Raw genomic sequence first — 20033 nt, forward strand, 5'->3', positions numbered from 1 at the left:
ATAGCGGTTTCAACTCCGCGACTTGAGCCGCGCCTCGCGTACCGCCAAAAGCACCGCCCCGGCGACAATGATCGTGGCACCGGCCACGCTGATGGCATCCGGCAGGACGTCGAAAAAGGCCAGATCAAAGAGCGCGGCAAAGATCAGCGTGGCATAGCTGAAGGGTGCCACGAAGCTGGCGTCGGCGCGGGCCATGCCGTTGACAAAGCAAGTCTGGGCCAGCGCCATGCTGACACCCACACCCGCCAGCATCCCCCATTGCGCGGGCGTGGGCGGCTGCCAGACCGCCAGCACCGCCAGCGATGCGATGCACAGGCCGATCAGGTTGTTTACCAGCAGGATCTGAAACGGCCCCTCCCGCCCGGTGAGTTTCTTGATGAAGATCAGCTCAACCCCCATGACCATCGCGGCCCCCAGTGCCAGCAGCGCGGCAGGCTGAAAGCTTGCAGGCGTGGGGCGCAGCAGGATCACCGCCCCCATCAGCGCCAGCGCGGCGGCAAACCAGCGCACACGGCCGACCCTCTCCCCCAGAAAGGGGATGGCAAGCATCATGGCGAACACCGGGTTGAGAAAGGAAATCGCGGTGGCATCGGACAGCGGGACATAGGCCACGGCGGCAAACATGCATGTGATCCCCAGCCAGCCGCAACTTGTGCGCCCCAGATGCAACCGCCAGTGGACACGGGTCAAGCGGGGGCGGCGCGCCGCGGCGACCAGCACGATTGCTGCGAAGGCAAAAAGGAACCTGCCATGGCTGATCTGCAAGGGATGCAGAGATGGGCCGAACGCTGCGCCACCAAGCGCCTTGGCAAAAAGCGTCGACGCCGCAATGAAAACGCCTGCGGACACAATCAACAGGGCGGCAATTGCCTGGTTCTGCGGGCGCGGTTCAAACATGCATTCCTATGACGCCGGAGAGACCTCACGCGCAACCCATCATTTTTTCCTTCCCTCCCGGAAACTTATGGCCTATCCGTCAGGGCATGATCGGACCTGTGACACCTGCGTTGCGACGACGCCTGCGCTAAGCACCGCGCGATCCTGCCCCATCCGGGCAGGCCGATACTGCTGCCCTGACGCAGCCCCATCCCCGAACAGACTTGACCACAGCCGCGACCCATGCCCTTTTGGCGCTTTCCCGTGGCCTTTATTCCAAAGGACGATCCGATGATTTCATCCGTTTTGCCGACCTATTCACGCGCCCCGCTGAGCTTTGTCAAAGGCGAAGGCAGCTGGCTGACGGAAGCGGACGGGCGCCGATTTCTGGATCTGGGCGCGGGCATCGCGGTCAACGCGCTGGGGCATGCGCATCCAGCGCTTGTCAAGGCGCTGACCGAACAGGCAGGCGCGTTGTGGCATACCTCGAACCTCTACCAGATACCGCAACAACAGGAACTCGCGGATAAGCTGGTCGAACATACCTTCGCCGATACCGTCTTTTTTACCAACTCCGGCACCGAGGCGTGCGAACTGGCGGTGAAGATGGCGCGCAAACATTTTCACGACAAGGGCCAGCCAGAGCGGGTGGAGATCATCACCTTTTCCGGCTCCTTCCATGGCCGTTCCTCCGCAGGCATCGCCGCGGCGGGTTCGGAGAAGATGACCAAGGGCTTTGGCCCGCTGTTGCCCGGTTTCGTGCATCTGGAGTTTGGTGATCACGACGCGCTGACCGCGGCCATCACCGACCGGACCTGCGCCGTCATGGTCGAACCCGTACAGGGCGAAGGGGGCATCCGCCCGCTGCCAGACGCCTGCCTGAAGGGCCTGCGCGATCTGTGCGACGAACACGGCATTCTGATGATCCTGGATGAGGTGCAATGCGGCGTGGGTCGCACGGGTCGGCTTTTTGCCTATGAATGGGCCGGCATCACACCAGACATCATGATGGTCGCCAAGGGCATCGGCGGTGGCTTCCCCCTGGGCGCCGTGCTGGCCACCGAAGACGCGGCGTCGGGCATGACGGCAGGCACCCACGGGTCCACCTATGGCGGCAACCCATTGGGGTGCGCAGTAGGGTGTCGCGTGATGGACATCGTCGCGGCTCCGGATTTCCTGGCCGAGGTGCAGCGCAAATCCGCCCTTCTGCGTCAAAAGCTCGAAGGATTGGTGGCCGCGCACCCTGATGTCTTCGAAGGGGTACGCGGATCAGGCATGATGATCGGGCTGAAATGCAAGATCCCGCCCGGGGATGTGGTTTCTGCGGGGTATGGGACCGAAGTGATCACCGTGCCTGCCGCCGACAATGTTGTCCGCCTGCTGCCGCCCCTGACCATCTCCGAGGATGAAATAAGCGAGGCCATCGACCGCCTTGATCGCGCCGCCGGGACACTTGCACCCGCCTGATCTTCCAAATGGTTGAAAAAACCCGGGGTCCGGGGCTGGCCCCGAAATATCCCGACATTCGCAAAGCAGTACATCACATGACCGATTTCCTCGACATCCACACCACCGCCACCGCCGATCTGCGGCACATCATCGACAGCGCGCTTGTCGCCAAGAAGGCGCGCGCGGGCCGCCCCAAGGGTGCGCCGGATACCGATCAGCCGCTCAAGGACCACATGGTCGCGCTGATCTTCGAAAAACCCTCCACCCGCACACGGGTCAGCTTTGACGTGGGGGTCCGCCAGATGGGCGGACAGACGATGGTGCTGTCGGGCTCCGACATGCAATTGGGCCATGGCGAGACGATCGCCGATACCGCCCGCGTGCTCAGCCGCTACGTCGATCTGATCATGATCCGCACGTTCGAGGAAGCCACCCTGCTGGAGATGGCGGAATACGCATCGGTACCGGTCATCAACGGGCTGACCAACCGCTCCCATCCCTGCCAGATCATGGCGGATGTGATGACGTTTGAGGAACACAGCGGTCCCATCAAGGGAAAGAAGGTCGTCTGGTCGGGCGATGGCAACAATGTCTTTGCCAGCTTTGCCCATGCGGCCCGCCAGTTCGACTTTGATCTGGTCTTTACCGGGCCTGAACCGCTGGACCCCGAACCGGCACTTGACGGGCTTTACACGACGGTGCGCAACCCCGACGAAGCCGTGCAGGGGGCCGATCTGGTGGTCACCGACACATGGGTGTCCATGCATGATCCCCAGTCCGCGCGCGAAAGGCGCCACAACCAGCTGCGCGGGTATCAGGTCAACGATGCGCTGATGGCGCAGGCCAAACCCGATGCCTTGTTCATGCACTGCCTGCCCGCCCACCGCGAGGATGAGGCGACGTCGAGCGTGATGGACGGGCCACATTCAGTGATCTTCGATGAAGCCGAGAACCGGCTGCATGCGCAAAAGGCGATCATGCGCTGGTGTCTGGGCAAATGAGCCGCCTGCGCCTGCGCTCCGGGTTGCAAGGCTAGGGGCCAGAGGGGGTGCGCCCGCATATCGTGATTGCGGGGGGCCGGGGCAGTGCCGGGGCCCGGGCGGCCTTTCTGGCAGGGCTTTACGCGCTTGAGGGGTTCCGCGTCACGCTGTGGACCACCGGTGCGGCACTGGCGGAACTGCGCGGGCATGGTCTGACCCTGACCGATCATGCGGGGATGGCGCAGGCCGTGCCTGCCGATAGGGTAGACGTTACCGACGATCCGCTTTGCATCGCGCAAGCAGATATCCTTTTTCTTTCCACGCGAGTGGCGGACGGCCTGTCATTTGCAACCGGTGTAGAAGAGCTGCTGCGGCGGCGCACGGTGGTGATTTCGCTTCAGACCGGGGTGCCGCAGCAGGATATTCTTGCGGGATCCCTGCTGGGCTGCGATCTGCGCGGGGCCATGCTGGATTTCGATGTGCTGGCGTTGGGGCAGGGGTGTTTCTATCGCACCTCCGCCGGGCCGATGATCATCGGAGCGGGGCCGGGTGATCTGGCCACCAAGCTTAATCTGCCTGCCCTCGAAGTGCGCCATTCCCGCGAGGTTGATGCCCTGCAATGGGGCCGGTTCCTGGTTGATCTGATGGGGACGATCAATGCGCTCAGCGGTCTGCGCCTGCGCATGCAGATGCTGGACCGAGGGTGGCGGCGGCTGATGGCGGATCAATGGGCGGAGGCGCTTGAGGTGCTGCAAGCCCACGGGCTGCACCCCCTGCTGACCACCACACCGCGTCCGCCGACCAGCCTGCCGCGCCTTTTGCGGCTGCCGACCCCGGTCTTCCGCCATGTGGCCGATGACGTGCTGCCGCATGCCTCCGCCCTGCGCAGTCCCGTGGCACAGGATCTGATGCAAGGTGTCGCAACCGAAGGCGAAGCCCTTCAAGGCGCATTGATCGATCTGGGCGCAGCCCGCGAGGTGCCCACGCCAATGGCTGAGATGCTGTGGGACGTCTTGCAAAGTGCCGAACTTGCAGGGCAGGGCTTGCCTGATCTACCCGTGAGGGCATTGCGCAGGGAGTTGGCTGCGCAAGAACGGCGCTAGATCCGGTCTGCCGTGGTTGTCAGAGGGTGCGCAGGATATCGCGCAGCTGCGGCTCATCCACCAGATTTGCGGCATCGTGTGGGGCGAACCAAGCGCGCTCCCGCTGATCGGCTTCGGGATAGTTGTCGCGCAGCTTTGTCACCTGGGCAAGATAGACGTCAGCCTCAATCGGGATGCTGTTGCCATCGTCACACCCTTTTTCATAGAAGTATGTGCCGATGGGTTCCGCGTCGATTTCCGCCTTGTGAACGCCCGCTTCTTCCCATGCTTCCTGCAAGGCGGATTGTGCCCCGTCCTTGCCCTTGATCGGCCAGCCCTTGGGCACGATCCAGCGCCCGGTATCACGGCTGGTGATCAGCAGCACTTCCTTGCCGCCGTCGCCCTTGCGGTAGCAAAGCGCGGCCACCTGCAACTGCCGGGGGCGGTTGTGCAGCAATGTTGAAAAGGCGCGGCGGAAAACATGCATCATGGCAAAAACGAGTATCTTTCAGTAAGGTTATCAGTTGGTTAATTACGCAAGATTATCAGTTATGCAATGGCTGCGCAAGTTTGGGCCTTTTTTAACCGACTGTTTTGAAAGGATCTTCGGGATAGCTCACACGGGCAAGGTACAGGCCTTGCGGGGGGCAGACGGGTCCGCAGGCGGCGCGATCGCGCGCGGCAAGGGCTGCGGCCATATCATCGGGCTGCCATGAACCTGTGCCCACACGTTCCAGCGACCCGATGAAACTGCGCACCTGATTGTGCAGGAAAGACCGGGCGCGCACATCGAAATGGTATTCCAGCCCGCCGGGTGTTTCGACCGCAGTCACGGTCAGGTGGTCCAGCGTCTTGACCGGGCTTTCAGCTTGGCAGACAGTAGACCGAAAAGTGGTGAAATCATGCTTTCCAATCAGGATGTTGGCCGCTTTCTGCATCGCCTCAATGTTCAGTGGATGCTTGATCTGCCAGACCAGCCCCGCCTGATGGGTGGCGGGCGCGCGGCGGCTCAGGACGCGAAACAGATACTGCCGTTCGCGGGCGGAGAAACGCGCGTGGAAATCCTGTGGTGCTGCCACACAAGAGGTGATCGCGATGGGCCGCGGTTTGAGATGGTAGTTCAGCGCCTCGGACAGGCGGAAAGGGTCCCATGTGTCGCTCAGGTCGCAATGGGCGACTTGCGCCAGCGCATGCACGCCCGCATCGGTGCGCCCGGCGGCGGCGATCGTATGGGGGCCGGGTTCGAGTTTGGCCAGCGCGGTTTCGATCTCTCCCTGGACGGAGCATTGATCGGTCTGGCGTTGCCAGCCAACGAAGGGCGCGCCGTGGTATTCGATTTGCAAGGCATAGCGGGGCATGGCGTGGCATTAGCCCTGCGCGCGGCGGGTGGCAATCCCCGCCGCCACATCCTATTTATGCTCATGGTACGAAGGGCGGGGCGGTTTTGGTTATCTCACGCATAGCCGATGGCATCTGGCGGCAGGTCGAACAGGTGCAGGACACGGTGTCGGAGACGTTTTTCGAGCCGGTGATCCGGCTGGGCGTCACCGGGCTGGCGCGGTCGGGCAAGACGGTGTTCATCACCTCGCTTGTGGCCAACCTGCTGGACCGGGGGCGGATGCCGGGGCTGCTCGCGGCTGCGGAGGGGCGCATTGAGGCCGCATTCCTGCAGCCGCAACCTGACGATACCTTGCCCCGCTTTGAATATGAGCGCCATCTGGCGGCGCTGACGGGGCAGACGCCCCACTGGCCTGACAGCACCCGTGCGATATCGGAACTGCGGCTCTCGCTGAAGGTGCGGCCGAACGGGCTGCTGGCGGGCCTGCAGGGGCCACGCACATTGCATCTGGATATCGTCGACTACCCCGGCGAATGGCTGCTTGATCTGGCGCTGATGGAGCGGAGCTACGAGGAATGGTCGGTGGAAACGCTTGCGCGGATCGCGGACCGGGAGGTCGCGGCGCGCTTTAACACCGCGCTTGAGGGCATTGATCCGGCAGGGAAACATGATGAAGTTGCCGCGCAGGAATTGGCGGCTGTTTTCGCGGCGTATCTGCAGGCGGCCCGTGATGCGGGGTATTCGGATTGCACGCCGGGGCGGTTCCTGTTGCCCGGTGATCTGGCGGGCTCTCCGGTGCTGACCTTTGCGCCTTTGCCGGTGGCGGGCGCGTCGGCCCGTGGCACGCTGCACCGGGAGATGGGGCGGCGGTATGAAGCCTACAAGCGGCAGGTGGCCAAGCCGTTCTTTCGCGATCATTTCGCGCGGATCGACCGGCAGATCGTGTTGGTGGACGCGCTGGGCGCCATCCATCAGGGGCCGCGCGCGGTGGCGGATCTGCGGCAGGCCATGGGCGACACGCTGGCCGCCTTCCGGCCCGGCCAGAACGGGTTCCTGACCAATCTGCTGAGCGGCAAGCGGGTGGAGAGGATCCTGTTTGCCGCAACCAAGGCGGATCATCTGCACCACCGACAGCACGGCAAGCTTTCCGCCATCATGGAGGCACTGACGCGCGAGGCGCGGGACCGGGCGCAATATGCCGGGGCGGGGACCGCATCGATGGCGATTGCATCGCTGCGCGCCACGACCGAAGCGATGATGCCGCATGACGGCACGGAATTGCCCGTGGTGCGCGGCACGTTGCTGGACAGCGGCAAGGAAGCCGCGTTTTACCCCGGTGATCTGCCGGAAGACCCGTCGCATCTGCTTAATCCCGCGCTGGCGGGGGCGAAGGCCTGGCTGGATCAGGATTATCAGGTAATGCGCTTTGCACCGGCCCCGCTGACGCTGCGCCCCGGCGACGGACCGCCGCACATCCGGCTGGACCGTGCGGCGGAATTCCTGATCGGGGACCGGTTGTGAGGGTGCGCGCGGCGCGATCCACGGATGCGGGCGCTGTTGGCGCGATCCTTTCGGAGTTCATTGATACGACCGAGTGGATGCCACGGGTGCATACGCGTGCGGAGGATTTGTCATTTGCCGGGATGATGATCGCGCGCGGCTGGGTGTCAGTTGCAGAGGAACAGGGTGCGGTTGTGGGCTTTGCGGCCTGTGACGGGGTGGATTTGAATGCGCTCTACGTGGCGCGGCAGGCGCGGGGGCGCGGTGTGGGATCCAGGCTTTTGCATGCAGTGATGTCGGATCGCAAGGCATTGGAATTATGGACTTTCGAGGCCAACACGGGCGCGCAGCGGTTCTATGCCCGCCACGGCTTTGTGGAAGTTGCCCGCACCGATGGGGCGCGAAACGATGAACAGCTCCCCGACATTCGCTATGTCTGGAAAAGGGAGGCCGCGTGATGGCCAAGGGTCCGGTTCTGTTTGATCTTGAGGAAGCCGCACCTTCGGTGGCAGAGGCACCGCCGGTGCCGGACGTGGTGCCCGTCGAGGCCCCGCAGGGGGCAGCGATGCAGGCAGCGGCACGGTTTGCCGCACGCAAACCGTCGCGGCTGGTGCGGCTTTTCTGGGGATTGCTTGTGGCGCTTCTGGGTGCGGTCCTTTCCGTGGCGGCCTGGAATTTCGTCAATGATCTGATGGTGCAGGTGCCGCTGCTGGGGTGGGCGTTCACGGTCCTTCTGGCAGTGTTCCTGCTGGTGCTGGCGGCGATCTGCCTGCGCGAGATGGCAGCCTTCGGGCGTCTGGCGCGACTGGACGGGGTGCGTCACGACGCGGCCGTTGCATTGAGTGCGGGCGATCTGGGCGCGGCGCGGGCGGTCACCGACAGGATCGTCGCTTTGTACAGGGGGCGCGAGGACACCCGATGGGGCCGGGACCGGCTGGCGGAATTGCGCGTTGATCAGTTGGATGCGGAGGGCTTGCTGGGACTGGCGGAGCAGGAGGTTCTGGTGCCGCTGGACGCCGCCGCTTCCCGCGAGGTGGAGGCCGCCGCACGGCAGGTCGCGACGGTGACCGCGTTGGTGCCGCTGGCGCTGGCGGATGTGGCGGCGGCGCTGACGGCGAATATCCGGATGATCCGGCGGGTGGCGGAGATTTACGGCGGTCGGTCCGGGGTGCTGGGCGGCTGGCGTCTGACACGGGCGGTGCTGTCGCATATGGTGGCGACCGGGGCCGTGGCGGTGGGCGATGACCTTCTGGAGCCGGTGCTGGGCGGGTCGATCATCGGCAAGCTCAGCAGGCGTTTCGGCGAAGGAGTGGTGAACGGCGCGCTGACCGCGCGTGTCGGCGTGGCCGCCATGGAAGTGTGCAGGCCGCTGCCGTTTTCCAAAGGCAGAAGGCCATCGGTGCGCGGGATCATTGCGCGCGCCCTGGGTGGGTTGTTCGGCCGCGCGAAAGCGACGTGATCCGAAGGAGCGGGCGACGCCCGCGTTTCATTATTGATTTGGCGCGGGTGGCTGATGGTCTGCTGTCTTCGTGATGTTGGGCGCGTTGAGGCGGCAGCGAAGGGTATTTAAGGCCAAAAAGAGGGGCGGGTTGGGACTTGTTTGCATCGGGTGTGCTGCGTATAAGCGCGGCATGACACGCCCGTCCGCCTTGATCATTCGAATTATATCCCCGGCGCTCTGATACGTGAGACGCCGGGTTGAGGTGCTTGATCCTGTCGCACCGCTTCGATTTCTCTTCTTTCCGCTTCGACCGTAAAAAGGACGCCCCTGATGTGCGCCGAAACCACCGATACGCTTGACTATAAATCCACCCTGACCCTGCCGCAGACCGACTTCCCGATGCGCGCAGGATTGCCCAAGCGCGAGCCGGAGTGGCTGGCGCGCTGGGAGAAGATCGGGGTGTATGACCGGTTGCGGGAGAAGACGGGGCGGGAGCCCTTTACGCTGCACGACGGTCCGCCTTACGCCAACGGGCATCTGCACATCGGGCATGCGTTGAACAAGACGATCAAGGACATGATCGTGCGCAGCCACCAGATGATGGGGTTCGATGCGCGCTATATCCCCGGCTGGGATTGTCACGGTTTGCCCATCGAATGGAAGATCGAGGAGCAGTACCGCAAGAAGGGGCGCAACAAGGACGACGTGCCGATCAATGAGTTTCGCGGTGAGTGCCGCGCCTTTGCCGCCGAATGGGTGGATGTGCAGCGCGAGGAGTTCAAGCGGCTGGGCGTGACGGGCAATTGGGCCGATCCGTACCTCACCATGGATTTCCATGCCGAGCGGGTGATTGCCGAGGAGTTCATGAAGTTCCTGATGAACGGGACGCTCTATCAGGGGTCCAAGCCCGTGATGTGGTCGCCGATGGAGCAGACCGCACTGGCCGAGGCGGAAGTGGAGTATCACGACAAGGACAGCTTTACGGTTTGGGTGAAGTTTGACGCGGTTGGGGGTTCCGGGGATCTGGACGGGGCAAAGGTGGTGATCTGGACCACAACGCCCTGGACGCTGCCATCCAACAAGGCGGTCGTGTTTGGGGAGAACATCTCTTACGGGCTGTATGAGATCACGGGAACGCCGGAGGAATGTTGGGCCTCTGTCGGGGATCGGTATCTGTTGGCGGATAATCTGGCGGCAGATGTCTTGGGCCGCGCACGGTTGGAAGAGGGGCAGTGGACGCGGCTGCGGGATGTTGCTGCGGATGAGCTGGCTGGATTGTCGTTGAAGCACCCGCTGGCCGGGGCCGAAGGCAGCGAGGGCGAATGGGACGACATCCGCGATTTCCGCGCCGCCGAATTTGTGACCGATACCGAAGGCACGGGGTTTGTACATTGCGCGCCAAGCCACGGTATGGAGGAATACGAACTCTACCGTGATCTGAACATGCTGAGCGATGTCATCACCTACAACGTCATGGACGATGGTCGTTTCCGCGATGATCTGCCGTTCTTTGGCGGCACCTATATCCTCAGCCGCAAGGGCGGGGAGGGTGATGCCAACAAGGCGGTGATCGACAAGCTGGTGGAGGTCGGCGGATTGCTGGCGCGCGGCAAGATCAAGCACTCCTATCCGCATTCATGGCGGTCGAAAGCGCCGGTGATCTACCGCAACACGCCGCAGTGGTTTGCTGCCATCGACAAGCCGCTGAGCATCGGGGACGACACGTTCACGATCCGGGATCGGGCATTGAGCGAGATCGACCGGGTCAAGTGGACGCCGAAATCCGGGCGCAACCGTTTGCATTCCATGATGGAGGCGCGTCCCGACTGGGTGCTGTCGCGTCAGCGCGCGTGGGGCGTACCGCTGACCTGCTTTACCCGCAAGGGCCTGCTGCCGACCGATCCCGATTTCCTGTTGCGCAATGAAGAGGTGAATGCGCGGATCGTGGCGGCGTTCGAGGCCGAAGGGGCGGATTGCTGGTATGAGGACGGCGCGAAGGCGCGCTTCCTCGGCGGGATCGTGGACCCGGATGATTATGATCAGGTGATGGATATTCTGGATGTGTGGTTCGACAGCGGGTCGACCCATGCGTTTACATTGCGCGACCGGGAGGACGGGACCGAGGACGGGATTGCGGACGTTTATATGGAGGGCACGGACCAGCATCGGGGGTGGTTCCATTCGTCGTTGCTGCAATCGGTGGGCACGCAGGGGCATGCGCCCTATCGCAACGTCGTGACGCATGGATTTACGTTGGATGCCAAGGGCTTGAAGATGTCCAAGTCCATCGGTAACACCATCGTGCCGGAAAAGATCGTGCAGCAATATGGGGCCGATATCCTGCGGCTGTGGGTGGCGCAGACGGATTATACCGCCGACCAGCGGATCGGGGATGAGATCCTCAAGGGCGTGGCGGACAGCTATCGCCGGTTGCGCAATACCATGCGGTATATGCTGGGAGCGCTGTCAGCTTTCAGCGAGGCGGACCGGGTAGACCCGGCCGACATGCCAGAGTTGGAGCGTTGGGTCCTGCACCGTGTGGCGGAGTTGGACAAGGTCGTGCGCGACGGCTATGCACGGTTTGATTTTCAGGGCGTGTTTCAGGCGGTGTTCACTTTTGCGACCGTTGATCTGAGCGCGTTCTATTTCGATATCCGCAAGGATGCGCTTTATTGCGATGGCGATACCTTGAGGCGGCGCGCCGCGCGGTCGGTGCTGGATATCCTGTTCCACCGCCTGACCACATGGCTGGCTCCGGTGTTGGTGTTCACCATGGAGGAAGTGTGGCTGGAGCGGTTCCCGGGCGAGGATAGCTCCGTGCATCTGGTGGATATGCCGGAGACCCCCGATGTATGGCTGGATGAAGACTTGGCTGCGAAATGGGCCAAGGTGCGCGCTGCACGACGTGTCGTGACGGCAGCACTGGAGGTGCAGCGGACGGAGAAGGTGATTGGTGCGTCGCTGGAGGCGGCACCAACCGTTTATGTGGCCGATGCGGATCAGCGGGCGGCGCTGGAGAGCGTTTCGTTCGATGATGTGAGCATTACGTCCGATATCACACTGAGCGGTAATCCCGCGCCCGGCGATGCGTTCCGTATGCCTGAAGTGGATGGCGTCGCTGTCGTCTTTGCCAAAGCTGAAGGCCAGAAATGCGCGCGCTGCTGGAAGGTGCTGCCGGACGTGGGCAGCCACGCCACACCGGGCGTCTGCGGGCGGTGTCATGACGCCGTCACCGGCTGATATCGCAGCGGAGATTGCGCGACAGGTTGCGGAACGGGGGGCAGGCAAGACGATCTGCCCCTCGGAAGTGGCGCGGGCGTTTGGTGATGACTGGCGCCTGCTGATGGCGGATGTGCGCCGCGTTGCGGCCCAGATGGCCGCGCGGGGCGAGATTGTGGTGACCCAGAAGGGGATTGTCGTGGATGTTGAAACGGCGCGGGGGCCGATCCGGCTGGGACAGGCCTAAGGCGCAGGTTTCGGGTTGAGAGAGACCGCGCAGGCGGGCAGGGTAGGGGTATGAAAATCCGTTCCATCAAGACATCCTTTGGTCCCCTGACCCTGCATGAAGAGGCCGGTGCGATTATCGCGCTGACATGGCAATGGCATCCCAAGCAGGATGAAAGCGATCTGCTGGATGAAGCTGTGACGCAGCTTGCGGCCTATGATGCAGGCACGCGGGAGGCGTTTGATTTGCCGCTTCGGGTCGGCGGCAGTGACCTGCAAAAGCGGGTCTGCGACGCGATGAGGGCGATCCCCTTCGGACACACCCGGACATATGGAGAGATTGGCCGCGCGCTTGGTGTTCCGGCGCAGGCCATTGGACAGGCCTGCGGGGGCAATCCCATCCCGATCATCATTCCCTGCCACCGGGTGATGGGGGCCAAGGGGCTGACGGGGTTTTCAGGTGCGGGCGGTGTAGAGACAAAGGTGGCCCTGTTGCGCCATGAGGGAGCGGCGGGATTGTTGATCTGATACCTGTGTGGCACTGACTGCGCGCGGTTCCGCATCCGGTCTTGGGGGGCACATCGGTATTTATGAAAGGATGAAGCGGGGAGATGACCCCGCAATTTCATCCTTTTGCAAATACCCCGGCACCAGCAACGCCCCACGCGCAAGGATGCGGCAGGGCGCTGGGGGTATGGATCAACTGTCGCTGCCGTGGTCCATGCTGCCGTGGTCAGCTTGTCGTTCGTTGTTCACCGGGATCGTGACCTCGACTTCACCGGCGTTTTCAAACGTCAGTATGACTGTGATCTCTTCACCCTGAACAAGCGACTGGTTCAATCCCATGAACATCACGTGATCGCCTCCGCGCTTCAGGTGGTGCATGCCGCCTGCGGGGATGGCCATGCCGTCCTCGAGTTCGGTCATTTTCATCACGCCGTTTTCGTCTTCGATGTGGGTGTGCAGTTCGACCCGTTTGGCAACCTCGGAAGAGGCGGCGATCAGGCGGTCGTCGGTATCGCTGTCGTTCATCAGCATCATGAATGCTGCCCCCGTTTTGGAGGTTGGGGTGGAACTGCGGACATAGGCGTCCTTGACCATGATATCCGCCCAGGCGGCGGCGGTGGAGAGCAGACCCGTGATCAGGGCTGCGCTGAAAAGCGTCTTCGGTTTCATGTGTGTGTCCTTTTGAATGTCTGTTGAATTTGGGGGTCAGACAGACAAAGGGGGCGCGCGGGAGGGAGGGGTGACACCGGACGGATGCGGGACATTGCAGGCTGAAAGCCTGTCGGGCGCCGGTGCAGGCAGCACGGCATGAATGGGGATCAAGGGGTGGTGCGCTTCGCCTGGGGCCAGGACAATCAGGCAATCGGGACAGACGTGGGGCGCTTTTGTGGGCTGACCCTGTGCGTCGACATAGACAATCGTTGCGTGTGCACCGGAACAAATTTCGATCTGCCCTGTTGCCGCTGCGGCGCCGCGTGCCTGCGCCATTGTCAGGCTGGTGAACGCCAGGGACAGGATAAGCAGGAGGGATAGAAACAGGCGGATCATCACACCCTTACACTATGCCAATGATGCGCGGAATTCGAGCGCCAAAACGACGCAACCCCGGGCCTTGGGCACCGGGGTTGCGTATTTCTTGCATTGTTCGGAGAAGCTTAGCTGAGCGCGTCGGCTTCCGTCCCTGCTTTGTTGATCGCCTTCTTGATCTTCAGCGCGTTGGCGGACAGATCGGTGTCCTTGGCCTTGGCAAGGAACTTGTCCAGACCACCGCGGTGATCAACGCTGCGCAAGGCGTGTGCCGAGATGCGCAGCTTGAAAGACCGACCCAGCGCTTCTGACTGCAGGGTGGTGTCGTTCAGGTTCGGCAAAAAGCGACGCTTTGTCTTATTGTTGGCGTGGCTAACGTTGTTGCCCGTCATCGGGCCTTTTCCGGTCAATTCGCAAACGCGCGACATGGGCTCATCCTCTGTTTGGCGGGGCTGGCCGGGCGTGCGGCGCAACACATAAATCGGGTCGCGGCGGGCGGCCCTGAAACTGGTTTGGTGGCTTTAGGGTGAATCGGATCAGACGTCAACCCATGTGGGACCGGTTGGGCCTGCGTCTGATACTTTCCCTGCTGGCCGGTCGTGTCCCGGTACGCCTGCTTTACTCAGCAAGGCGCGCACCTCCTGACCAATAAGATCACCGATGCCCCGTGCCTTATACGTGGCGCGCGGCGGGCGACCTGCAATATCGACGTCGCGGTGCACCCAGCCTGCGGTATGCAGAAGCTTGAGCGCCTGCGACAGCGCACGGTCGGTAATTGGGGTCAGAGCCGTTGTCAGGCTGGTGAAACTTTTGGGGTGCGCAGTCAGGGCGAGGAGCGGAAGCACCCACATGCGCCGGATCAGGGCGCTGTGCGGCGTGTCCTCAGACAACGTCTGAATGGCGTGCGCAGGCTTGGCCAGCGCCTCACCCTGTTCGGTCAATCTGAACTCCGGCCGGAGCGGGTGCCCATGGGCGGGGTTCTTTTCGAGCAGCCCAAGCGCCTGAAGATGGGCAAGGCTTTGGCCAAACGCACTGCGGCTTGCACCGGTGGCACGCAGCAAAGGTGCCTGTCGCCCTGCCACACCGGCGCCAAATTGCGCCATAATGGGGATTGCCCATGCTTTGGAGGTCAGCTTGACAAGATCACTAATGTCCATAAAGTATAGTTACTAGATAATTAAGACAAAGGAAAGCCCATGGCCCTTGCAACGCTTGACAAAACAATCACTTTTGCGCTGTCTGTACGCGACCGGCATGCCAGCGCGGAATGGTTTGAAAAGACCCTCGGATTCGCTTTGCGCTTTCACGCTGACGATGCAGGGTGGAGCGAGCTTTCCACCTTTACCCCGGGTGTCACCCTTGGGCTGGGAGAGCAGGGCGAGCCCGCGCCCGGAAATGCCGTGCCGGTGTTTGGCACGCCGGACATCGATGCCGCGCGCGCGGCGATGGAAGCTGGCGGTGTCCGCTTCGACGGTGACACGGTTGAGGTCGAAGGCATGGTGCGGATGGCTACGTTTTACGACCCGGACGACAATGCCCTGATGGTGGCACAGGATCTTAGTAAGGCACATTGAGACTTATCCAGTCCTGCGCCGACGCCGCGCGGGAATTGCAATCGGCACGGCGCAAGAAATGAGCGTAAAGGGAGCAATCATTTCTCAACCCCGGTGCCTTCCCTTGCAGATCACCCGCGTTTATGGCGACACGGATTTCATCACCGGCCTACGCGCGATTGCGGCAAGCATGGTGGTGATCATCCACAAGGGTGCCTTCGACGAGCTCGGAATTTTGGGGCAGACGGTGACATCGGCAGGAAAATATGGCGTCGACATATTCTTTGTCATCTCCGGCTTCACAATCGCCAAAACCTTTGGGGAGGCGACAAGTTTCAGACATTATCTGTTCCGCAGATTGATGCGCATCGTCCCGCTTTACTGGATGGTGCTGGTGGTGGCGACATTGCTCTGGCAGTCGGGGCAGTTCACATTGCCTTACTGGATGCAGCTTTATGATGTGGGGCCGGATTTCTACAATCTGATCGTTCACATGACGATGCTGAGCTATCTTGACTACCGGATCGCTAACTCCCTTCTGGGTGTCGAATGGTCAATCCCGATTGAGGTTTTCTCGTATGTCGTTATGCCAGCGGTGCTGTTTCTGGGGCGCACCATCCCCAGAACCCTGCTTGCGCTATTCGGGCTTTTGCTGCTGACCGCGATCCTGTCCCACATCTCGAAAGAGATCTTCGGGACGTCGCGGCCGATCTCATGGTCGCCTGTTGCCAGCGGTCATCTGTTCTTTGTGGGTGTGCCTGCATTTTACCTGCGTCGCAAGCTTGAGGCCGTCGAGGGTTTGAAGGTCATCCTGTGGATCGCAGGGGCTTTGATCATGTATGCCATCGCGATGGCGCTGGACTTCGGCGGTCGTGACGCGCTGATTGCGGTTGCAACAGCTGTTCTGATCATCTTCGTCACGCCTGCCCGCGCCGGGTGGCTAACCAAGGTTCTGACCACGCGACTGATGCTATTTGTCGGATCGGTCAGCTATAGCCTCTACCTCATTCATTTGCTTGTCGCGCACATCCTGACGGATTTGCAGCTTTTGCCACCGGCCGGGCTGATCACCTTTGGCGTCGTATTCTGCATCTCAGTGGCGCTGTCCACCCTGACATATGTGCTGGTGGAGCGCCCGACCAATGAATTGGGGCGGCGGATCGTCAAGAAGCGAGAGGCGGCCCGCGCCCCGGCCTAAACGCTGGATCTATTTGCGCGCATTTCCCTTTGCATCCGCTTGTTCAATTTGCGACACAGCGCGGATGTCGATCCGTTTCAAGGCCTTGTTGGTTCATCTTTTCACCGCCACTGGCGCTGTTTTTGCCATGCTGGCCATGCTGGCAGCGGTTGATGGTGAATGGGACCTGATGTTTTTGTGGCTGGTGGTGGCCTTTTTCGTCGACGGGATCGATGGGCCGCTGGCGCGGCGCTATCATGTGAAGGTGAATGCGCCGGAGTTCGATGGTGTCCTGCTCGACCTGATCATCGACTATCTGACGTATGTCTTCATCCCTGCCTTTGCGCTGTTCAAGTCTGGTCTGATGGATGGGTGGAGCGGTTGGGCCATGATCATCATCGTGACCTTCGCGTCCGCCATGTATTTCAGCGATACGAGAATGAAAACAAAGGATAATTCGTTTTCCGGTTTCCCCGGGTGCTTCAACATGCTGGTGTTGGTGCTGTTTGCGCTGTCGCCGCCTTGGTGGGTGTGCCTGATCATCGTGACCGTTCTGGCGGTCGCAATGTTCGTGCCGATCAAGTTCGTCCATCCCGTCCGCACGGAGCGGTGGCGCACAATAACCTTGCCCATGGCGCTGGGCTGGACCTTTTTCGCAGGCTGGGCGGCCTGGGTGGATTTCGATTCTGAAAGCTGGGCGCACTGGGGGCTGATCGTGAGCTCTGTCTACCTGGTCAGTGCTGGCGCGGTTCAGCAGTTGGTACCGCAACGCGCCTGAGCGGTGTGCAGCGGCTGTCACACTCCGGTATTTTCAGCCAAAAAGAGGGGCAGCTTGACGGTGAGCATCGCCGGAGTGCCCGTTGACGCGGCGGATCAACCCCATTTGAGGACGTCCTCGACCCAAGCGCTGACAGTATGGGAGGCCGGACCGGTGCGGTGTTCCTGAAACTGGTTGCCAACCGCTGAAGGCTCCAGATTGAATTCGATTGTATGGGCCCCTGCGCGGCGGGCTTCGGCGACGAAACCGGCGGCCGGATAGACGTTGCCGGAGGTGCCGATGGCGGCAAAGATGTCTGCCTCTCCCAGATGGGCAAAAAGCGCGTCCATGTCATAAGGCATTTCGCCGAACCAGACGATGTCGGGGCGTGCCGCCGTGGCGTTACAGGCAGGACAGGGATCACCCGGCGCCATGATCAGGGGGGCGGGCCATCGGTGATCGCAGGCCGCGCACAAGGCCGAGTTGAGCGTGCCGTGCATGTGGTACACGGTCTCGGAGCCGCCCCTTTCGTGCAGATCGTCGACGTTCTGGGTGATCAGCACCACTTCGCCGCGATGCGCCTGTTCCAACTGGGCAAGGGCGCGGTGGGCTGGGTTCGGTTCCACTTCGGGCAGTTGCGCGCGCCGGGCGTTGTAGAAATTGACCACAAGTTCGGGATCACGTGCAAAGCCTTCGGGCGTTGCGACGTCCTCCACCCGGTGTTGCGCCCAAAGGCCGTCTTCGGCGCGGAACGTGTCAATCCCGCTTTCAGCGGAGATACCCGCGCCGGTCAGGATCACGATCTTGGCGTCGGGGTCAGGCATCGGTGGTTTCCTCAATCACGTAAAAGCTGTCTGTCAGCCAAGGTAGCGCGTTGACCGCAGGGTCAATCATATGGGCCTGCATCAGGCGGCGCATGGTGGTGGCGATATCAAGGGGCACGGGCCCGGACCAGTCGGCACCGGCAAACAGGGAGATCTGGCGCGCCGCATCCGGCAGCGGCAGTGCCATCGCCCGCATCCCGCCGTGGAACGGTGTTGCCCGCATGAAGCCCAGTGCCGTCGTGATGGCCCAGCCGATGCCGCGCGACACCATCGCCATCAGCGCCGGATGACTGCCAATTTCGAAGCGGACGGGCAGGTCGATCCTGGCCTTTTCAAGGTGAAACGCGATCTGGCGGGCAATGAGCTGATCAGACGCATAGTGCAGGAAGGGCAGGGATGTCGTTCCGGACAGCAGGGCGGCATCGGCATATTCTGCCGCTTCGGGCGTGACGATGATCAACGGATCGCGCGCCAGGGGGTATTCCACGACCCCCTCCAGCGGTTCGGATGTCCTGGCGGATATCGCCATGTGCAGATCCTGGCTGGCCATCGCATCGGCCAGTTCGTTGCTGCCTGCGGTGATCATGCGGAACCTGCATCCCGTCATGCTGTCCGCAAGGATCGTGGCCAGGCGGGGCGTCAGGTCATCATCGAAATCGTCGATGATACCAAGGCTCAGTTCCTCCAGATGCGCGAGGTCCATCACGGTGACCTCGCTTTGTGCCTGTCTGAGTTCGGACAGGGCAGCCCCGGCCCGCCGCAGGAACAACTGACCTGCGTGTGTCAGGCGCATGGGGCGGCGCGAATGGTCGATCAGTTCCGCGCCGACGGCTGTTTCGAGGTTGCGCATCTGCTGGCTGACAGCCGGTTGGCTTAGCCCGGTGACTTGTGCTGTCCGGGCCACTGAACCTGATTGCGCCAACGCTTCGAACACCTCTATCCCGCGCAGGGTCACGCCCTTCTTCAACATCGTGAGGCCTTTCTAAGGATGGCATAAGTGTGAGCCTATCAAGGGCTTTGGTCAAGACAACTGGTGGTGAATGCACGCGGCTGAACGCTTTGGCGGGGCTGCAAGGTGGCTTGCAGTGATCTGCGGGAAGGCGCATGACCGTCAAAACGGAGATGACCGATGAAGATCGCAACTGCTGCCTATCCGCTGGATGTCTTCACATCCGACGCACAATATGAGGACAAGATTGCGGCATGGGTTGCGGAGGCGGCGGACGCGGGCGCGCAATTGCTGATCTTTCCCGAATATGCCGCGATGGAACTGGCCACGCTGGAGGGGCTCAATGTGGCGGGTGATCTGGAGGGCTCCCTCTGGGCAGTGTCAGACCGTCTGGAGCAGGCAGATGCGCTGCATCTGCGGTTGGCGGCGGCGCATGGGGTGCATATCGTCGCTGGCTCCGGTCCTGCGGTATTCCAGACCCGTCCGGTCAACCGCGCCCGGTTGATCACGCCCACCGGCCAGATCGGGGTGCAGGACAAGCAGATCATGACCCGGTTCGAAGCCGAAGTGTGGGATGTGGTGCCGGGCAACCCTTTGCAGGTGTTCGATACCGCGCTTGGCGCGATCGGGATACTGATCTGTTATGACTGTGAATTTCCGCTTCTGGGCCGGGCATTGGCGCAGTGCGACTTGATCTGCGTGCCCAGCGTGACGGAAGCCCAGGCAGGATACTGGCGGGTGCGCATCGGCGCGCAGGCGCGTGCGCTTGAACAGCAATGCATCACCGCGATGTCCAGCGTTGTCGGCCCCGCTGACTGGTCGGAAGCCTTGGGCATGAGCCATGGCACGGGGGGTATCTTTGCCCCGCCTGACATCGGCTTTCCCGAAACCGGCGTGCTCGCATTGGGGCAGATGAACGTGCCCGGGTGGACCTATGCGGATGCCGATCTGGCACAGGTGGCAAAGGTCCGGCGGGAGGGTGTCGTGCTCAACCGCAGCCATTGGGAGGGGCAGACAGGTCGGGATGCAAACGCTTTGACAGTGCGATTGCGCTAATACCCCTTGAAAAAAGGCCAAAATGCGCTCATTTAACGCGTCGAGGCCAAATCGGCCTTGTTTTGATCAGGAG

The 20033-nt window shown here is 62.1% G+C and carries 22 protein-coding genes; 13 read left to right on the forward strand and 9 right to left on the reverse strand.

The window, feature by feature from the left end:
• Positions 1–9 precede the first annotated feature (9 nt).
• Positions 10–897 (reverse strand): DMT family transporter, encoded by an 888-nt coding sequence (locus AB4X18_RS14620; protein ID WP_370400785.1) that lies wholly within the window; start codon positions 895–897, stop codon positions 10–12.
• Positions 898–1167: 270 nt separating this feature from the next.
• Between AB4X18_RS14620 and AB4X18_RS14625 the strand changes: the two genes are divergently transcribed.
• The 3 genes from AB4X18_RS14625 to AB4X18_RS14635 all read left to right on the forward strand — a co-directional run bounded on the left by AB4X18_RS14625 (position 1168) and on the right by AB4X18_RS14635 (position 4408).
• Positions 1168–2343, forward strand: coding sequence for an aspartate aminotransferase family protein (locus AB4X18_RS14625; protein ID WP_370402638.1), 1176 nt, complete (start codon positions 1168–1170; stop codon positions 2341–2343).
• Between the two features lie 77 nt (positions 2344–2420).
• A complete protein-coding gene (argF, locus tag AB4X18_RS14630) occupies positions 2421–3326 on the forward strand; it encodes an ornithine carbamoyltransferase (protein WP_370402639.1) in 906 nt (301 codons plus the stop codon).
• A 47-nt stretch (positions 3327–3373) separates the two neighbouring features.
• Entirely contained in the window at positions 3374–4408 is a 1035-nt protein-coding gene (locus AB4X18_RS14635; RefSeq protein ID WP_370400786.1) for a ketopantoate reductase C-terminal domain-containing protein, read from the forward strand.
• 19 nt (positions 4409–4427) lie between these two features.
• On the opposite strand, the gene AB4X18_RS14640 is transcribed toward AB4X18_RS14635, so the two are convergent.
• Both AB4X18_RS14640 and truA read right to left on the reverse strand, forming a co-directional pair.
• Positions 4428–4877, reverse strand: a complete 450-nt coding sequence (locus tag AB4X18_RS14640) for an NUDIX hydrolase (RefSeq protein ID WP_370400787.1) — start codon at positions 4875–4877, stop codon at positions 4428–4430.
• Between the two features lie 91 nt (positions 4878–4968).
• The gene (gene truA / locus AB4X18_RS14645; protein WP_370400788.1) at positions 4969–5745 is read right to left on the reverse strand and encodes a tRNA pseudouridine(38-40) synthase TruA; all 777 of its coding nucleotides are present in this window, start codon (positions 5743–5745) and stop codon (positions 4969–4971) included.
• An 86-nt stretch (positions 5746–5831) separates the two neighbouring features.
• On the opposite strand from truA, the gene AB4X18_RS14650 reads away from it, so the two are divergent.
• From AB4X18_RS14650 to AB4X18_RS14675, 6 genes are all read left to right on the forward strand, one after another.
• Complete coding sequence (locus AB4X18_RS14650) at positions 5832–7247, forward strand: YcjX family protein (RefSeq protein WP_370400789.1); 1416 nt, start codon at positions 5832–5834, stop codon at positions 7245–7247.
• Complete coding sequence (locus AB4X18_RS14655) at positions 7244–7684, forward strand: GNAT family N-acetyltransferase (protein ID WP_370400790.1); 441 nt, start codon at positions 7244–7246, stop codon at positions 7682–7684. The genes AB4X18_RS14650 and AB4X18_RS14655 overlap by 4 nt, the downstream gene beginning before the upstream one ends.
• Complete coding sequence (locus AB4X18_RS14660) at positions 7684–8685, forward strand: YcjF family protein (protein WP_370400791.1); 1002 nt, start codon at positions 7684–7686, stop codon at positions 8683–8685. Before AB4X18_RS14655 ends, AB4X18_RS14660 begins: the two co-directional genes overlap by 1 nt.
• 312 nt (positions 8686–8997) lie before the next feature.
• Positions 8998–11907: an isoleucine--tRNA ligase gene (gene ileS / locus AB4X18_RS14665; protein WP_370400792.1), complete on the forward strand. Its 2910-nt coding sequence runs from the start codon at positions 8998–9000 to the stop codon at positions 11905–11907.
• Entirely contained in the window at positions 11888–12133 is a 246-nt protein-coding gene (locus tag AB4X18_RS14670) for a DUF3253 domain-containing protein (RefSeq protein WP_370400793.1), read from the forward strand. Before ileS ends, AB4X18_RS14670 begins: the two co-directional genes overlap by 20 nt.
• Before the next feature lie 50 nt (positions 12134–12183).
• Entirely contained in the window at positions 12184–12639 is a 456-nt protein-coding gene (locus AB4X18_RS14675; protein WP_370400794.1) for a methylated-DNA--[protein]-cysteine S-methyltransferase, read from the forward strand.
• Between the two features lie 171 nt (positions 12640–12810).
• On the opposite strand, the gene AB4X18_RS14680 is transcribed toward AB4X18_RS14675, so the two are convergent.
• The 4 genes from AB4X18_RS14680 to AB4X18_RS14695 form a co-directional block, all read right to left on the reverse strand.
• Positions 12811–13287 (reverse strand): copper chaperone PCu(A)C, encoded by a 477-nt coding sequence (locus tag AB4X18_RS14680; protein ID WP_370400795.1) that lies wholly within the window; start codon positions 13285–13287, stop codon positions 12811–12813.
• 36 nt (positions 13288–13323) lie between these two features.
• Positions 13324–13665 (reverse strand): hypothetical protein, encoded by a 342-nt coding sequence (locus AB4X18_RS14685; RefSeq protein WP_370400796.1) that lies wholly within the window; start codon positions 13663–13665, stop codon positions 13324–13326.
• A 107-nt stretch (positions 13666–13772) separates the two neighbouring features.
• Positions 13773–14072 (reverse strand): 50S ribosomal protein L28, encoded by a 300-nt coding sequence (gene rpmB, locus AB4X18_RS14690; RefSeq protein ID WP_370400797.1) that lies wholly within the window; start codon positions 14070–14072, stop codon positions 13773–13775.
• A gap of 108 nt (positions 14073–14180) precedes the next feature.
• Positions 14181–14801, reverse strand: coding sequence for a winged helix-turn-helix transcriptional regulator (locus tag AB4X18_RS14695; protein WP_432816748.1), 621 nt, complete (start codon positions 14799–14801; stop codon positions 14181–14183).
• A gap of 39 nt (positions 14802–14840) precedes the next feature.
• On the opposite strand from AB4X18_RS14695, the gene AB4X18_RS14700 reads away from it, so the two are divergent.
• The 3 genes from AB4X18_RS14700 to AB4X18_RS14710 all read left to right on the forward strand — a co-directional run bounded on the left by AB4X18_RS14700 (position 14841) and on the right by AB4X18_RS14710 (position 17152).
• On the forward strand, positions 14841–15218 hold the full coding sequence (locus tag AB4X18_RS14700; protein WP_370400799.1) for a VOC family protein: 378 nt from the start codon (positions 14841–14843) through the stop codon (positions 15216–15218).
• Positions 15219–15321: 103 nt separating this feature from the next.
• Positions 15322–16395, forward strand: a complete 1074-nt coding sequence (locus AB4X18_RS14705) for an acyltransferase family protein (RefSeq protein ID WP_370400800.1) — start codon at positions 15322–15324, stop codon at positions 16393–16395.
• Between the two features lie 64 nt (positions 16396–16459).
• A complete protein-coding gene (locus AB4X18_RS14710) occupies positions 16460–17152 on the forward strand; it encodes a CDP-alcohol phosphatidyltransferase family protein (protein WP_370400801.1) in 693 nt (230 codons plus the stop codon).
• Between the two features lie 95 nt (positions 17153–17247).
• On the opposite strand, the gene AB4X18_RS14715 is transcribed toward AB4X18_RS14710, so the two are convergent.
• Together AB4X18_RS14715 and AB4X18_RS14720 are read right to left on the reverse strand one after the other, a co-directional pair.
• A complete protein-coding gene (locus AB4X18_RS14715) occupies positions 17248–17955 on the reverse strand; it encodes an NAD-dependent deacylase (protein WP_432816749.1) in 708 nt (235 codons plus the stop codon).
• Positions 17948–18925 carry a LysR family transcriptional regulator gene (locus AB4X18_RS14720; protein WP_370400802.1) on the reverse strand — a complete coding sequence of 326 codons (978 nt, stop codon included), beginning with the start codon at positions 18923–18925 and terminating at the stop codon, positions 17948–17950. The genes AB4X18_RS14715 and AB4X18_RS14720 overlap by 8 nt, the downstream gene beginning before the upstream one ends.
• 159 nt (positions 18926–19084) lie before the next feature.
• On the opposite strand from AB4X18_RS14720, the gene AB4X18_RS14725 reads away from it, so the two are divergent.
• The gene (locus AB4X18_RS14725) at positions 19085–19960 is read left to right on the forward strand and encodes a carbon-nitrogen hydrolase family protein (protein WP_370400803.1); all 876 of its coding nucleotides are present in this window, start codon (positions 19085–19087) and stop codon (positions 19958–19960) included.
• Positions 19961–20033: the final 73 nt, after the last annotated feature.

The sequence above is a fragment of the Sulfitobacter rhodophyticola genome, from assembly GCF_041281685.2.
GTDB lineage: Bacteria > Pseudomonadota > Alphaproteobacteria > Rhodobacterales > Rhodobacteraceae > Sulfitobacter.